The 16,406-nt window shown below is 31.3% G+C and carries 13 protein-coding genes; 5 read left to right on the top strand and 8 right to left on the bottom strand.

The genetic code is table 11. The features are described 5' to 3' along the window. The first annotated feature begins 41 nt into the window (after positions 1 to 41). Positions 42 to 3,479 carry a hypothetical protein gene (locus ACVC5O_RS06485; RefSeq protein ID WP_452220659.1) on the top strand — a complete coding sequence of 1,146 codons (3,438 nt, stop codon included), beginning with the start codon at positions 42 to 44 and terminating at the stop codon, positions 3,477 to 3,479. A 95-nt stretch (positions 3,480 to 3,574) separates the two neighbouring features. Beyond that, a complete protein-coding gene (locus tag ACVC5O_RS06480) occupies positions 3,575 to 4,129 on the top strand; it encodes a DUF3575 domain-containing protein (RefSeq protein WP_452220658.1) in 555 nt (184 codons plus the stop codon). Positions 4,130 to 4,204: 75 nt separating this feature from the next. Here ACVC5O_RS06480 and ACVC5O_RS06475 read toward each other — a convergent pair whose 3' ends face one another. Both ACVC5O_RS06475 and ACVC5O_RS06470 read right to left on the bottom strand, forming a co-directional pair. After that, on the bottom strand, positions 4,205 to 4,630 hold the full coding sequence (locus tag ACVC5O_RS06475) for a hypothetical protein (RefSeq protein WP_452220657.1): 426 nt from the start codon (positions 4,628 to 4,630) through the stop codon (positions 4,205 to 4,207). 131 nt (positions 4,631 to 4,761) lie between these two features. Next, a complete protein-coding gene (locus tag ACVC5O_RS06470) occupies positions 4,762 to 6,303 on the bottom strand; it encodes a glycine--tRNA ligase (RefSeq protein WP_452220656.1) in 1,542 nt (513 codons plus the stop codon). Between the two features lie 301 nt (positions 6,304 to 6,604). Between ACVC5O_RS06470 and ACVC5O_RS06465 the strand changes: the two genes are divergently transcribed. Continuing rightward, positions 6,605 to 7,204 carry a ComF family protein gene (locus ACVC5O_RS06465; RefSeq protein ID WP_452220655.1) on the top strand — a complete coding sequence of 200 codons (600 nt, stop codon included), beginning with the start codon at positions 6,605 to 6,607 and terminating at the stop codon, positions 7,202 to 7,204. A 77-nt stretch (positions 7,205 to 7,281) separates the two neighbouring features. Continuing rightward, on the top strand, positions 7,282 to 8,883 hold the full coding sequence (locus ACVC5O_RS06460; RefSeq protein WP_452220654.1) for an Ig-like domain-containing protein: 1,602 nt from the start codon (positions 7,282 to 7,284) through the stop codon (positions 8,881 to 8,883). On the opposite strand, the gene ACVC5O_RS06455 is transcribed toward ACVC5O_RS06460, so the two are convergent. The 3 genes from ACVC5O_RS06455 to ACVC5O_RS06445 all read right to left on the bottom strand — a co-directional run bounded on the left by ACVC5O_RS06455 (position 8,870) and on the right by ACVC5O_RS06445 (position 11,533). Then, positions 8,870 to 9,649: an amidohydrolase gene (locus tag ACVC5O_RS06455; protein ID WP_452220653.1), complete on the bottom strand. Its 780-nt coding sequence runs from the start codon at positions 9,647 to 9,649 to the stop codon at positions 8,870 to 8,872. The two genes, ACVC5O_RS06460 and ACVC5O_RS06455, sit on opposite strands and share 14 nt — an antisense overlap. 176 nt (positions 9,650 to 9,825) lie before the next feature. Beyond that, positions 9,826 to 10,329 carry a hypothetical protein gene (locus ACVC5O_RS06450; protein ID WP_452220652.1) on the bottom strand — a complete coding sequence of 168 codons (504 nt, stop codon included), beginning with the start codon at positions 10,327 to 10,329 and terminating at the stop codon, positions 9,826 to 9,828. Positions 10,330 to 10,390: 61 nt separating this feature from the next. Further along, positions 10,391 to 11,533, bottom strand: a complete 1,143-nt coding sequence (locus ACVC5O_RS06445; protein WP_452220651.1) for a methionine aminotransferase — start codon at positions 11,531 to 11,533, stop codon at positions 10,391 to 10,393. A gap of 99 nt (positions 11,534 to 11,632) precedes the next feature. Here ACVC5O_RS06445 and ACVC5O_RS06440 point away from each other — a divergent pair, with 99 nt between their 5' ends. Then, complete coding sequence (locus tag ACVC5O_RS06440) at positions 11,633 to 13,723, top strand: S46 family peptidase (protein ID WP_452220650.1); 2,091 nt, start codon at positions 11,633 to 11,635, stop codon at positions 13,721 to 13,723. A gap of 252 nt (positions 13,724 to 13,975) precedes the next feature. Here the strand turns inward: ACVC5O_RS06440 and ACVC5O_RS06435 are convergent, their stop codons facing one another. The 3 genes from ACVC5O_RS06435 to ACVC5O_RS06425 form a co-directional block, all read right to left on the bottom strand. Beyond that, the gene (locus tag ACVC5O_RS06435) at positions 13,976 to 14,671 is read right to left on the bottom strand and encodes a LytR/AlgR family response regulator transcription factor (RefSeq protein ID WP_452220649.1); all 696 of its coding nucleotides are present in this window, start codon (positions 14,669 to 14,671) and stop codon (positions 13,976 to 13,978) included. A gap of 344 nt (positions 14,672 to 15,015) precedes the next feature. Next, positions 15,016 to 15,117 carry a GIY-YIG nuclease family protein gene (locus ACVC5O_RS06430; protein ID WP_452220648.1) on the bottom strand — a complete coding sequence of 34 codons (102 nt, stop codon included), beginning with the start codon at positions 15,115 to 15,117 and terminating at the stop codon, positions 15,016 to 15,018. Positions 15,118 to 15,260: 143 nt separating this feature from the next. After that, entirely contained in the window at positions 15,261 to 16,232 is a 972-nt protein-coding gene (locus ACVC5O_RS06425; RefSeq protein ID WP_452220647.1) for a sensor histidine kinase, read from the bottom strand. Positions 16,233 to 16,406: the final 174 nt, after the last annotated feature.

The raw sequence follows: 16,406 nt of genomic DNA, 5'->3' as shown, positions 1-16,406 counted from the left end.
ATTAACAAAATATATTAGCAAGTTTTTAGTTTACTATGTGTATGAAGTTTACTGTTACTCTTTTTCTTTTTTTATTCTCTATTCTCGCATTTGCGCAGGATGAGGATTCTTTTTATAAGAAGAAAACGTTTGCTGCAACTCAAAGCATTCAAATAGATAGTGTTAGCATAAACTCTAGTGTGTTTTCTGTCGCTTTAAAAAACGGAAGCCTTATAGATTCTACAAAGTATTCGATAGATTTTAGTAAGTCGCTTTTAACTTTTAATACTCCTATTGAAACAGATTCTGTTGTAATACAGTATTTAAAATATCCTGAATTTTTAACTAAAACCTACAAACAGTTTGATGAAAAAGTGATTGTTGAGAATACAGATAACCTTCAAAAATTACAAAAACTGTCGCAACCCAATTACGAGAGAACCTTTACTCCTTTTGATGGTTTAACCACTTCTGGTAGTATTTCTCGTGGTGTTACTATTGGGAATAACCAAAACTCGGTTTTAAATAGCGAATTAGATTTACAAATTACGGGTAAACTGAGCGATAAGGTATCTCTAAAAGCGTCTATACAAGATGCGAATATACCTTTACAAGAAAGTGGTTATTCGCAACGTCTGGATGAATTTGACCAAGTGTTTATTGAGTTATTTAGTGATAATTGGAGTATAAGAGCTGGCGATATTGATTTGGTAAATGATTATTCCTATTTCTCTTCATTTTCTAAACGTGTGCAAGGTTTATCGCTAAATTTAAAATTAGGCGACGACGATGCGCAAACTAAACTTTTTGCAGCAGGTGCATTAGTACGAGGACAGTTTACCACTAGCCAATTTACTGCACAAGAAGGCAACCAAGGACCTTATAAATTAAGAGGGCAGAATGGAGAGTTATTTGTGCTTGTAGTGTCTGGCAGCGAAACTGTTTATGTAAATGGTGTGGCATTAACTCGTGGAGAAAACGAAGATTATATAATAGATTATAATGCTGGAGAGATTATTTTTAATGCGACTTTCCCAATTACTAGCGAAATGCGTATTACTGTAGATTATCAATTTAGCGAACGAAATTATTCTCGTTTTGTAGGTTATGGAGGCGCAACGTTCTCGTCTAACAAGCTTACGATTGGAGCTTCTGTATATTCTGAAAACGATGCTAAAAACCAACCTTTACAACAAAACCTATCGCAAGATCAAATAGCTATTTTAGAAAATGCTGGAGACGATAGGTCGCTAATGGTTGCTCCAAGTGATCGACCAGAAGAATTTAATAATAACAGAATACTCTATAAAAAAGAAATTGTAAATGGTGTGGAGGTTTTTGTGTTTTCTAACAATCCAGACGATACACTTTTTGCAGTTACATTTACCTCTGTTGGCGAAAATCAAGGCAATTACGTATTAAGTACCATAAACGCTATTAGTAACATTTATGAATATGTAGAGCCTATAAATGGTGTGCCACAAGGAAATTTTGAACCTATTATACAACTCGTTTCGCCTGTAAAATTACAAATTGCAATTGTTAATGGTCGTTACACACCAACCGAAAAAACAACTGTTAATTTTGAGGTTGCAGGTAGCAAAAACGATCTTAATTTATTTTCTGATTTGGACGATAATAACAATAATGGTTTTGCTGGAAAACTTAATGTTGAACAAAAACTAATACAACAAGATAGCCTTTGGAACGTCAATGCTTTTGTGGATTCGGATTTTATTCAGCAAGATTTTAGAAATATTGAAGGCTTGTATAATCCAGAATTTAATAGAGATTGGAATTTAGATCCACAAGAAAATGCAAATCAAATTGAAACAGATTTAGGTAATTTATTGCTATTTACTTCTGGAGTAAAGGCATTTCATAACAAAAAAGGAGTGGCTAGTTACCGATTTGAGCACTTAAATTTTTCTGATGGATTTAATGGTAACAGGCATATCGCAGATGCTAATTTACAATTAGGACAATTTAAATTATTCTCTAACTCTAGCTTGCTATTTGCAAATAGCACTAGCAGCCAATCTACTTTTTTGCGAACCAACAATGCTCTAATTTACACCTTAAAAAAAGGTTGGATTGGATCGCGTTTAGCTGCTGAAGACAATGAGCAACGCGCTAAAATTAATGATTCGCTAACACCAATCTCTCAAAAATTTAAATCGTACGAAGTATTTACTGGAATTGGAGACAGTACTAGTGTTTATGGCGAAATAGGTTATAAATTTAGAGTCAACGATAGTATTAGAAATAGTAGATTACAAAAAGTAAATAGCTCTAATACGTACTATCTAAAATCTAAGTTAATACAAAATTCTGCAACAAATTTATCGCTATACGTAAATTACAGAACTTTAAATAATGTGGACGAGAGTATTGAAGATGAAAACTCGCTAAATTCTAGATTACAATACAGCCAGAAATTATTTAAAAACTTTATAATATGGAACACTATTTTTGAAACCAATTCAGGGACATTACCTCAGCAAGATTTTACTTATGTAGAGGTTGAAGCTGGTCAAGGTTCCTACACTTGGATAGATTATAATAACAATGGAATACAAGAATTAGAGGAGTTTGAAATTGCTCAATTTACAGATCAAGGGACTTTTATACGTGTATTGCTTCCCAACCAAGTATTTATAAAAACGCACCAAAACAGGTTAAGTCAAACATTAACATTAAATCCTAAACAGTGGATAGATTCTGAAACTAATTTAAAAGATATTCTCTCACATTTTAATAATCAAACATCCTATTTAATAGATCGAAAAATTAAAAAAGAAGGGAATACGTTTAATTTAAATCCTTTTGAAAGTGATCCTGAAAACCAATTAGGATTACAACTTAATTTTAGAAATGTGTTGTTTTTTAACAGAGGGAAACAAAATTACACGACCTCATACACCTACTTAAGTAACAAAGCTACAAACACATTGAGTGTTGGCTCTGTATCAAATTCTTTAAAAAGTCATCAACTCAATTTTACTCATAAATTTGCAGAAAGTTGGTTGGCAAATTTTAAAACGAGTTTTGATGAAAATGAAAGTACAAGCGAGAATTTTACAAGTAAAAACTTTAAAATTGACGAAGAACGTATAAACCCAAAACTCTCTTACCTATTAAATGACAATACACGTTTCGATATTTTTTATCAATATACAAATAAAGCCAACACAATAGGAAGCTTAGAAACTTTAGAACAACAAAAATATGGTGTGTCTTTTGCATTCGCTAATACTCAAAAAATAGCATTGACTGGCGAGTTCAATTTATTCACTAATGCGTTTTCTGGCAACTCAAATTCTCCTGTAGGTTACCAAATGTTAGAAGGTTTACAGCCAGGAAAAAACTTAACATGGAGTTTACTAGCACAAAAAAAACTGACTAAATTTTTAGATTTAAACCTCACCTATTTTGGCAGAAAAAGCGAAACCAGCAAAACAATCCATACAGGAAACATCCAATTGAAAGCTTATTTTTAAAATTGTTTTTTTTACGCAACCTTTTGTGCATATTTGCATCATAATAAATGTACACTATTAAATAGATAAACGTATTTTACTTAACTATATTAACTATGAAAAAATTATTAATATTCCCTATCCTGTTTTTGAGTCTCTTTGCAACTGCTCAAAACGATAATAAAAACACATTAGCAACTTCGGATGCTCATAACGAATTAAAAATAAACGCTACAAACTTAATTATATTTAGCTTTGTGGATGTTGCATACGAACGCTTATTAAACGAAGAGTCCTCTGTTGGATTAAGTGTTTTGTTTAATGTGTCGGATAATGAAGAGATTGATTTTGATTATTACAGAAAATTTTCTGTAACTGGTTATTACAGACATTTTTTTTCTAAAAAATATGCTAAAGGCTTTTTTGTAGAAGGTTTTGGAATGTTACACTCCGCATCGGAAGATGAGTTTATAGAATCTAATGGGTTTGGAAATTATGAAAAAGAGGATTACACAGGTTTTGCTTTGGGAATTTCAGCTGGTGGAAAATTTGTAACTCCTCGTGGTTTTATTGCAGAAATTTATTTAGGAATTGGAAGAAACATTACATCCTCTGATAGAGATGTAAATATTATTGGACGAGGTGGCATCTCATTAGGATATCGCTTTTAAAAAATTTAATATAAAGAACTGAAAAACTCTCGCACACTTTGTGCTCGAGAGTTTTTTTATTAAAAATTTTTACGCTTAATTACAAGTAGTGATATCATGATCTACTCTATAATATGTGGAGTGTAGCTCATTGTTTTCATCCATCCAATCTATTACTTTGTTTTCACATTTAAAAGTTGGTATTAATCTAGAAAAATTTCCAAAATTTAAATCTACTACAACTGTATCGCCATCATATTCCCAGTCTAAGCCTGTTAAATCTGGATTTTCTAATTGAAATTCCTCTAACGTTGGAAATGTACCATCATTTTGTTGGTAAATTGCAAATCTTTTATTGGTAGTAAATTCATATTCTACAGTTGATAAATCTGCTAATTTCCATCTTCCAATTATTGTGCCTTCTTCTGGAGTAGTATTTTGTGAGTTATCGTCATCGCTTGAGCATTGAACAGATGTGAATACTACCAATAGTACGAGTGTAATTTTAAGAAAATTTTTCATAAACTTTTTTTTCTGGAAGATAAGAAAACTATTCGCCTATTACAGTTTATCTTGTGAAAAAACAAAAAAACTCTCGACTATTTTGTATTCGAGAGTTTAATTTATAATAGTCCTGTCTTCGCAGTAATTTGTTATTTCATCTTCATTAGCCAATGTTTTACATCAACTTCTTTTTTAATAATATCTCTTAATTCTTCTATTTTAACACGTTTTTGCTCCATAGTATCTCTGTGACGTATGGTTACTGTATTATCCTCTAAAGTAACATGATCTACTGTAATACAAAATGGTGTTCCTGCAGCATCTTGACGTCTGTAACGTTTTCCTACTGCATCTTTTTCGTCATAAAAAACATTAAAGTCCCATTTTAAATCTTCCACAATTTGCTTTGCTACTTCTGGTAAGCCATCCTTTTTTACTAAAGGAAAAATGGCTGCTTTTACAGGAGCTAAAACTGCTGGCAATTTTAAAACGGTTCTTGTAGTATTATTATCTAATTCTTCTTCTATTAAAGCATTAGAAAATACAGCTAAAAACATACGATCTAAACCAATAGAAGTTTCTAAAACGTAAGGTGTGTAGCTTGCGTTTTCTTCGTGGTCAAAATACTGCAATTTCTTACCTGAAAATTCTTCGTGTTGTTTTAAATCAAAATCTGTACGCGAGTGAATGCCTTCCAATTCTTTAAAACCAAAAGGGAATTTAAACTCAATATCTGTTGCAGCATCTGCATAATGCGCTAATTTTTCGTGGTCGTGAAAACGATAGTTATCTTCTCCCATTCCTAAGGACAAATGCCATTTTAATCTGGTTTCTTTCCAGTAATCAAACCATTCTTTTTGAGTGCCTGGTTTAATAAAGAATTGCATTTCCATTTGTTCAAACTCACGCATTCTAAAGATGAATTGTCTTGCAACAATTTCGTTTCTAAACGCTTTTCCTGTTTGTGCAATACCAAACGGAATTTTTAGTCGTCCTGTTTTTTGCACATTTAAGAAGTTTACAAAAATGCCTTGTGCTGTTTCAGGACGTAAATATAAATCCATTGCAGTTTCGGCAGAAGCACCAAGTTTGGTACCAAACATGAGGTTAAACTGTTTTACGTCTGTCCAGTTTCTACTTCCTGTTAAAGGATCTGCGATTTCTAATTCTTCAATTAGTGCTTTTACATCTGCTAAATCTTCAGCTTCAAGAGATTTTCCTAAACGCTTTAAAATGCCATCAATTTTTTCTTGGTAGCCTAAAACTCTTCCGTTGGTTGCTAAAAATTCATCTTTATTAAAAGCATCACCAAAACGTTTTTGTGCTTTTTTAAGTTCCTTATCGATTTTAGCTTCAATTTTAGCACAAAAATCTTCGACTAAAACATCTGCTCTATAACGCTTTTTAGAATCTTTGTTATCTATTAATGGATCGCTAAAAGCATCGACGTGACCAGAAGCTTTCCAAGTGGTTGGATGCATAAATATTGCAGCATCTATACCTACAATATTATCATGCATTTGCACCATGGCTTTCCACCAATAGTCGCGAATGTTCTTTTTTAATTCTGCTCCATTTTGTGCATAATCATATACTGCACTTAGTCCATCGTAGATTTCACTACTTTGAAACACGTAACCATACTCTTTTGCGTGAGAGATTACTTTTTTAAATTGATCGTCGTTTGCCATGCTACAAAAATAAGAAACCACTTCTATTACGAAGTGGTTTTTATTAAAAAAGTGAGGGATACTTTTTAATTTAATTCAATGGTAATTGTATTTTAATCTATAAACTTTACTAAATGTAATAAACCAACTAATTTATTTAGCTTTTAATCGATGAAAAGACAAAAAAATTGATAATACGTTTTACAAATAGTTTTATTACTTTTAAAGTACTAACTTTTTTGTTGTGTTTAAAGCTGTATTTAATCTTCTATTTCCAAAAGTCTGTAGTGCTTGTTCTAATAGATTGTTAGATTATGAAATTATGATTTGTACCTCTTGTAGGCACAATTTACCACTTACAAATTTCCACATAGATAAAAACGACCACATTAAAAAAGTATTTTATGGACGTGCAAATATAGCGGAAGGTACTGCACTATTTTGGTTTATAAAGCGTGGCATCGTACAACAATTAATACATAACTTAAAATATAGAGGTCAGGAAAATATTGGCACGCTTTTAGGTGATTGGCTTGGAGAGGAGTTAAAGCAAACCGAACATTATAGTGCTATAGATATTGTAATTCCAGTTCCATTACACCATAAAAAATTAAAAACTAGAGGCTATAATCAGGTTGCAAAATTTGGACAGTCACTTGCACAATGTTTAGATGCAGAGTACAGTGATGATGTTTTAGTAAAACTCACCAATACAATCTCTCAAGTTCATAAAAAAAGGCTTGCACGATGGCAAGATAAAAACGAGGTGTTTACTGCACAAAACCTAAAAGCTATTGAAGGTAAACATATTTTATTAGTGGACGATATAATTACAACAGGAGCAACTATGGAAGCCTGTTATAATGAGTTAAACAAAGCAAAAAATATTAAAATAAGCATTGCAACTATGGCAATAGCTTAACTGTTTTTTTCGTTAGTGTTAATTCGCTTACATAATTATTAAATAAATTGTTTCTTTGCACTAATTTACAAATAGCAATGCGCAAATTTTTATCTCATTTTATTTTTATAACCACTATTGCCATCGTATTAGTTAACTGCGCTAATCGTGGTTCTCCAGGTGGAGGAGAAAAAGATGTACTGCCTCCAGAAATCACAAAATCTGTTCCGGAAAATTACTCTACTAATTTTACAGGTAATGAAATTAAAATATACTTTAACGAATACATTAAAGTTAAAAACTTAACCAAACAGCTTATAATTTCGCCTCCAATGGATCCTGCTCCAGAGGTAACACCATTAGGAAGTGCAAGTAAATATATAACCATTAAAATTTACGATACACTACAACCCAATACAACGTATGCCTTTAATTTTGGAAATAGTATTGTAGATAATAATGAAGAAAATCCATTTACTTATTACAAATATGTATTCTCAACAGGAAATTATATCGACTCATTAAGTGTAAAAGGGACTATAAAAGATGCCTTGCAACGCAATGCAGATACTTTTGTTTCGGTTGGTTTATATGAAGTAGATTCTACTTACAACGACTCTTTAGTCTATAAACAAAAACCAAAGTATGTTACTAATACTTTAGACAGTATTACCGAATTTTCTATAGATAATATTAAGGCTGGGAAATACATGATGGTTGCCTTAAAAGATGGTAATGAAGATAATATTTTTCAGCAAAAAACAGATAAAATAGGGTTTTATCCTGAAATTATTGAAGTGCCCACCGAACAACGTTTTGAACTTGCTTTATTTAAAGAATTTCCTGAGTATAAAGCAACACGTCCTAAATTAATTTCTGGCGAAAAAATTGCATTTGGCTACGAAGGAGATTATAAAAACATGGATATTGAACTACTTTCTAAAAAACCAGAAGGATTTGAAAGCAGAGTTATTAAAGACACTAAATCTGATACTTTAAATTACTTTTATTTACCAAGAATAAAAAGTGATTCTCTAATTTTTAAAGTGAGTAACAAAACCGTTATTGACACATTTACAGTTAAAATTAGCGAACAAAAAAGAGACTCATTAACAGTGAAGCAGTTAACCAGTAGTGTTATTAATTTTTCTGAAGACTTTAAAATTACAGCAAATGTGCCTTTTAAATCTATTGATGAAAGTAAGATATCTGTAGAAAAAGATTCTGTTACAATTCCCTTTAAAGGAGAATTAGATACTATTAAAAACCTCTATAGTTTAAAGTTTGATAAAGAAGAAGATAGCAAATACGCTATTACAATTTTACCTGAAGCTTTTACTGGTTTTTTTGGCACTAAAAACGATACTATTAACTACAGAACAACCACTAAAACCGAATTGTCTTATGGCAACGTGCGTGTAAAACTCCAAAATGCAACCTATCCTGTAATTGCACAATTAACAGACGATAAAGGCGAGGTTAAAGCAGAGCAGTATGCCGAAAAAGAACAATTTATAGATTTTAGGTTTTTAGAACCTGGAAATTACTTTTTACGTGTAATTACAGATAGTAATAAAAATAAAGTTTACGATTCTGGTTCGTATTTAAAAAAGCAACAGGCCGAACGCGTAAGCCACATGAAAGGTAAAATAGAGCTTAGTGCTGGTTTTGATATGACTTTCGACTTTACTCTAGATTAAACGCATCGCGATCTTCCAAAAATTGCAATTTGTTTCTGTAATATTCAATATGTTCTTTTGTTAACGTGGCAATCTCTATAGTGTCTTTAAATGGTTTTATATCTGTAATGGGTTCTCCCAACACATTATAAACAGTACTGTGTCCTGAATATTCATGATTATTAGCATCTAATCCTACTCTATTTACACCAACACAATAACTCATATTTTCAATAGCTCTTGCTTTTAATAAAGTAGTCCAAGCTTCAATTCTTTGTTTTGGCCAATTAGCAACGTAAAGTAAGACGTCGTAATCTTCTGTAATTCTAGACCAAACAGGAAAACGCAAGTCGTAACAAATTAGTGGCCTAATTTTAAACCCTCTAAAGTTTACAATTAATTTTTGTTTTCCAGCAGTATATACTGTATGTTCTCCTGCTAAAGTAAAAGAGTGCCTCTTATCATAAGTATCTATAATACCTTCTGGATGTACAAATAAAAGCCTGTTATAAAAACGGTTAGACTCTTTAATAATAACACTTCCAACAAGTGCAGCTTGTTTTTCTTTGGCAAGCTTAAGCATCCATTGTACAGTTTCTCCATCCATTGTTTCTGCAACGGATTCTGGTTGCATTGTAAATCCTGTAGTATACATTTCTGGCAAAACAATAACATCTACAGGTTCTGAAATTGACTCTATTTTTTCTTTAAAATCAATCCGATTTTGAGTAGGATTCTCCCAAACTAAGGCGGTTTGTACTAGCGCTATTTTTAATTGTTCTTGCATATTTAATCTTGAAATATTACTATTAAACTCATTTTAAAAGTATGAATTTATAATCTTAAAGTTTGAATTTAATCAAAAAAAAGGTGCTTTTTCAATAAAGAATAAGCACTCTCTTAACGTTTATAAAGTAACCATCTTATTTTTTATAATGAAGATTGCTTAAGGCTTAAAACCTATTAAGACTTACTTAGTCGCTTTTCAGCTTTAGTTTTAGATTCTTTTAATTTCTCTAACTTCTTAAACCATTTATCTTCATCATTTGGAGATAATTTTCCTCTTTTTTTAAGCTTCTCGTATTTTTTTTGATTTTTATCTAAATTGGCACTGGCTTTTTCAAAATTGGCTTGTGCTTTTTGTTTTTTCTTTAAAGCCTTTTCTGCTTTTTTTTGCTTCTTTTCTGCCTTTTTTCTGTCTTTTTCAGCTTTTTTTTGAGCTTTTTCTCGGTTTTTCTCTTCTTTTTCAGCTTTTTTAACTTCCTTCTCCTTTTCTTTTTGAGCCTTTTCTTCTGCCTTCTCTGCCTTTTTTAGCTCTTTTTCATTGGTTAAAAGTGAGTCTGCTTTTTTAGTCGTTGTTGTTTTAGTTACTTCGTAAGTTCCGCCTTCTACCTTAATTTGTTGTGCGTAGTTAAAGGTTACTGTAAGAAGTAAAATACATAATAGTAACTTGTGTTTCGTTTTCATTTTTAGTGGTTTTATTATCCAACATTTATAATCAAATATATTGCCAAATTTGATGATTTTATTAAATTCTATTTAAAATTTCTGCCGCTTGTTTTAAAGTATCTTCTGTTTTTGCAAAACAAAAACGCAACACGTTATCGTCTCTATTATTATCGTTAAATACCGATAATGGAATCGCTGCAATATGATGCTCTACAGTTAATCGTTTAGCAAAATCTACGTCGTATTCTTTTGTGATTTCAGAATAGTCTAAAACCTGAAAATACGTTCCTTTTGCAGGTTTAAAAGTAAAGCGTGAGTTTTTAATTAGCTTTAAAAATAAATTTCGTTTTTCTTCGTAAAAAGCAGATAGTTCTAAATAGTTATTTGGCGTTTTTAAATACTCTGCCAACGCTTTTTGCACTGGATGATTAACAGAAAACACATTAAACTGGTGTACTTTTCTAAATTCCTTCATCAGTACTTCTGGTGCACAACAATAACCCACTTTCCATCCTGTATTATGAAACGTTTTACCAAAAGACGCTGTTATAAAAGTGCGTTGTTTTAGTTCAGGAAACAAACAAGCACTTTGATGTTTTTCACCATCAAAAATAATATGCTCGTAAACCTCATCACTTAAAACTACACAGTTACTATTATTTGTTAGGTTTTCTAATTGTTGTAAATCTTTTTTTGTTAAAATGCTTCCGCTTGGATTGTGAGGCGTATTAATTATTATAAGCTTTGTTTTACTAGAAAATCTTTGCTTCACTTCTTCCCAATCAATAGTATAATGAGGCGCTTTTAGAGGTATCGTAATAGTTTTACCTCCATTAATTTCAATAGCTGGCTCGTAACAATCGTAAGCTGGTTTAAAAATAATTACCTCATCATTTGGTTTTACAAAAGCAGAAATTATAGTGTAAATTGCTTGTGTTGCTCCAGCAGTAACTGTAATCTCTGTATCTGGATGGTATGTGGAATTGTACAACAAACTAAATTTTTTAGCAATAGCTTCTCTAAGCTCTAAATTTCCTGGCATTGGAGCATATTGGTTATAACCAGAATTCATGGCTTTGCTCACTAAATCTATAAGTTTAGGATCGCTTTTAAAATTAGGAAATCCTTGCGATAAGTTAATTGCATTGTGTTTATTAGCCAATGCACTCATTACCGAAAAAATAGTTGTACCTACATTTGGGAGTTTAGAGTTGTGTTGCATACTGTTAAAATTGTGTGTTAATCTCGTATAAATTTAGTTGATTTTAACAACTTTTATAGCCTCGTTTTTTATATTTGAGTCCATTTAATTTTTAGCCTTATGAAATTTTTTAAATTCCTTTTACTTTTTTTAACTCTTAATGTCTCTGCGCAACAAGGAGGTATGTGGATTCCTTCGCTTTTAGAAGGCATGAATGAAGAAGAAATGACCGCTTTGGGAAGTCAACTTACTGCCAAAGATATTTACGACGTTAACAACTCTAGTTTAAAGGATGCCATTGGTCATTTTAATGGAGGTTGTACAAGTGAAGTAATTTCGCCTAAAGGCTTAATATTAACGAATCATCATTGTGGTTTTAGTCAAATTCAATCGCATTCCTCTTTAGAAAACGATTATTTAAAAAATGGGTTTTGGGCCATGTCTTTAGAGGAAGAATTACCTAACGAAGGCCTATTTATAGAATTTATTGTGAGAATTGAAGATGTAACCTCGCAAGTTTTAGCAGGTATAAATGATGCAATGACTGAAAAAGAAAAACAGTCATTAATAGCTAAAAACAGTAACACTTATCAGACTACAGTACAAAAAGAAGCTTGGCAAGACACTAAAATAAAATCGTTTTACAACGGAAACCAATACTTTTTATTTGTTACTGAACGTTTTGAAGACATACGTTTAGTAGGTGCTCCACCAACAAGTATCGGTAAGTTTGGTAGTGATACAGATAATTGGGTGTTTCCAAGGCATACTGGAGATTTTGCTATGTTTCGTATTTATGCAGATGCTAATAACAGACCTGCAAAATACAGTAAAAATAATAAGCCATATACGCCAAAACACTTTTTACCAATCTCTCTAGATGGTGTTGAAGAAGGCGATTTTACTATGGTTTTTGGTTTTCCTGGACGTACAAACGAGTATTTACCTGCTGTAGCTATTGAGCATATTACCAAAGAATTTAATCCTACAAATATTGCAATTCGCGAAGCTGCATTAAAAGTTATTGATGCTAAAATGAAAGAAAGTGATGCTGTTAGAATTAAATATGCCTCTAAACAAGCCAGAATTGCTAACGCTTGGAAAAAATGGATAGGCGAAAATTTAGGAATTGAAAAAAGTGATGCTGTAGCAAAACGTCGTGCTTTTGAGGCGACATTTACTAAGGCATTAAAAGAAAAAGGTCTGACTGAAAAATACGGAAACATTTTGCCAGAATTTGAAACTTTATACAAAGACTTTGGACCTGCAAATATTAAACGTAGGAATTTTATTGAAGTTTTTATAGTAACAAATGAGTTAATGCAAATGACGTTTAGAGCGTTCCAAATGGAGCAAGCAATAAACGCTAATCCTGATAATTTTGAAAAAGCAAAAGCGAGCTTAGTTAGTAGATTACAAGGCATTCATAAAAATTACGATGCAGAGGTGGATAAAGGCGTGTTTAAAAACGTAATGCCTTTTTACACTAAAAATGTAGATGCTTCAATTTACGACAACACAGCCTTTACCAATTTAGATTCTGCTTTAAAGTTGTTAGAAGGAAACGCTAAAGACGTACTTAAAAAATTAAATAAAGATGCAGCTTATAGCTATGCAAAGCCAATGATTGAAGAATTCTTTAAAACAATTGATAGAGAATTTCAAGAAAAAAACGAGCCAATTACAGCATTGCAAACCAAATATATGACTGCCTTAATGGAGGCTTTACCAAATGCACGCTATTTTCCTGATGCCAATGGTACGCTACGTATTACTTACGGACAAGTTAGAGGTTACTCTCCAAGAGATGCTGTATATTACAATCCTGTGAGTTATTTAGATGGAGTTGTTGAAAAATATGTGCCAGGAGATTACGAGTTTGATGTGCCAGAAAAACTTTTAGAGCTTCACAAAAACAAAGATTACGGACAATATGCAGATAGTAATGGTAAAGTGCCTGTATGCTTTTTAGGAACCAACCATACAACTGGAGGAAACTCTGGAAGTCCTGCAATTGATGCACATGGAAATTTAGTTGGTTTAAACTTCGACAGAGTTTGGGAAGGCACAATGAGCGACATGAATTACGACCCAGAAATTTGTAGAAATATTATGGTAGATGCACGTTATATACTATTTATTGTCGATAAATTTGCTGGTGCAACCCGATTAATTGACGAAATGAAATTAGTGCATCCTAAGAAGAAGTAATTAGTATTTAGCTTACAGTCTCAGTCTTAGTTTCATTTTACTATTATTAAACTTAATAGGTTTTATAATAAGTAAATGGGTCTCGATACAATTTTTTCGTGCCTCAAAAATCACTCGAAGTGACGACATCAAAAAAATTATGGGAATAATTGTTATTTTGATAGAGCGAACTATTAGCGACGAGAACTCTCACTTATTACTGTTTTAAAACTATTAGATTTCTCCTCGTACCTCGTTAGGAATGACATATCTTTAACTAATCCTCAACTGCTTCAACAACTCCTGCTTAAAACTTCTACCAATTGGTAGTTTATTATCGTAGATATAAATAGTATTTCCTGCAATTTTATTTACATATTTACTGTTAATTATAAACGATTTATGAATTTGAATAAACTGATTATCGTTTAACTGTTCTCTCCATTTTTTTAATGAATCTATAAACGAGAATTTTTTAGTTTTGGTTACTATAGTTATATAATTTCTATCGGATTCTAGATATAAAATATCGTCAATTATTATTTTATGAAGCGTTTTATCGACGTTTAAAAAAAGTGATGCTTTAGTGTCGTCTTCTGGTTTAGGCTTAGTGTTTGCAAGTCTTTGTTCTACTTTTTTTACGGCTTTTAAAAAGCGATCAAAACTAAAAGGTTTTACTAAATAATCTACAATAGTGTCTAACTCAAAACTAGGTACTGCATAGTCTGCATAAGCAGTCGTTATAATTACAGCTGGTGGATTTTTTATGGTTTTAATAAAATCTAATCCTGAAATATCTGGTAAATTAATGTCTAAAAAAACAACATCAACTGTATTGTTTTGCAAAAACGAATGCGCTGTTATGGCTGCATTAAAGGTCTCCACCAATTCTAAATTAGGAAGTTTACTCAAAAAATTTTTAATTATTTTTTGAGCAGGTATTTCGTCTTCTATAATAATACAGGTCATATATATTCATTTGTGGATTCTTGCCTTCGCAGGAATGACAAGCTTTTTTTGTTAAAAAAACGAAACTAAAATCACTTTAGTAATAAATTTCAAAGAAATATAGGTTTTTTAGTCTTTCTCTTTTGTCATTCCTGCGAAGGCAGGAATCCATTTATATCTTCCAATCTTTTGATAAATCATTCCAATTAAGATTATCGTCTTCGATAAGATTAATCTTCCACTGACGTTTCCATTTCTTCATGTTCTTTTCTCTTCTTATAGCATCATTAACATATTGATAAGTTTCAAAATAAACCAATCGATTTAAATCATATCGCTTTGTAAATCCTTCATTTAATTTGTTTCTATGCTCTTCTTTCTAAGTCATTTGTAACTCCTATGTAAAGCGTTCCATTCTTCTTATTAGTTAAAATATATAAGTAATATTGATGAATAGTATTATACATAATTTAAGTTGTGGATTCCTGCCTTCGCAGGAATGACAAAAAAGGTCAAACTTATTGTGTTTTCTTAACCTCTTGTCTTCTCGAGCGTAGTCAAAAGGGTTTAAAACTTTAAGGTCTCGACTGCGCTCGAAGAGACGTTAGTATCATTTCAGTTTCAATTTTAAATATACTTTGTATGTTTCAGCTTTAGTAATTTCAAATTTATAATTATCCTTATAAATAAGTTGCAATCGTTTTTCTAAATTCTTTAATCCTATTTTAAAATCTTCTGTACTTACTTTTTCTTTATCGTATTCATTTAAACAAACACATTCTAGAACACCGTTTTTTTCAGAAATAGACACAGAAACATCACTATGCAAAGTACTATGCTTAAACGCATTTTCAATAATTGTAATTAATAATAAAGGTGCGATTTTTTGAGTGCTATTGCTTATAGATTTTGTGTAAGTAATTTGCTTTACACCTTCGGTTCTAATGGTTTGAAAAGTGATGTAATTATCTATAAACTGAATTTCTTTTTCTAACAAAATTGTTTCAGCATTACTCTCATACAATACATGTTTTAAATTATCGGATAGCATTAAAATAAGCTCTGGTGTTTCGTTTGGCTTTTCTAATGCATAGGAATAAATGGTGTTTAAATTATTAAATAATACATGCGGATTTATTTGTGATTTCAAAAATTTAAGCTCCATTTCTGTATGCTGTTTTTTTATTAATTCTACTTCATTTTGTTCGTCTATAAAACGATACAGCATCCAAATAAAAGAGAAAAAAATGAGAGGCACTAAGGTTTGCCACAGGTAATCGCTAAGGCATTTCATTATAGAGCAACCACATTGCGCAAACACATTACAATACAATTGTGTAGCAAAAAAAGAAATGGCTGCAAAAACAAAAACGTAAGGTATATAAAGCTTCTTTTTTATAAAAAATGGAAGCAACACTAAGTTATTAGCATACACAATGACGACCAAAATGGATAGATATTGTAAAAATGGATTTTCTCGCCAATAATAATCCGAAAAAATAAATAATGAAACAATAACAAAAAGCATCCAAAATAAGATGTGTACTAAAATTTGTGAGGTATGTTTTTTAAGCAGTGTCATTATAATATGTTGAAAGTAATTTAAAATGCCAAAACCATCAAAAATTAGGTACAAAATCCAAACTTAACCTTGCAAACAACCATTTTTTGTGCTGTTTGTAAATTTAAGTCTGTTGTTTATCCTATTTATTGGTTTTAAAATAGGTGTACACCTAAGTTTGTTACCATCAATAAA

Source organism: Lacinutrix salivirga (genome assembly GCF_053604675.1).
Note: the sequence above shows the minus strand (reverse complement) of the source record. Positions and strands in the feature narration are given on the sequence as shown.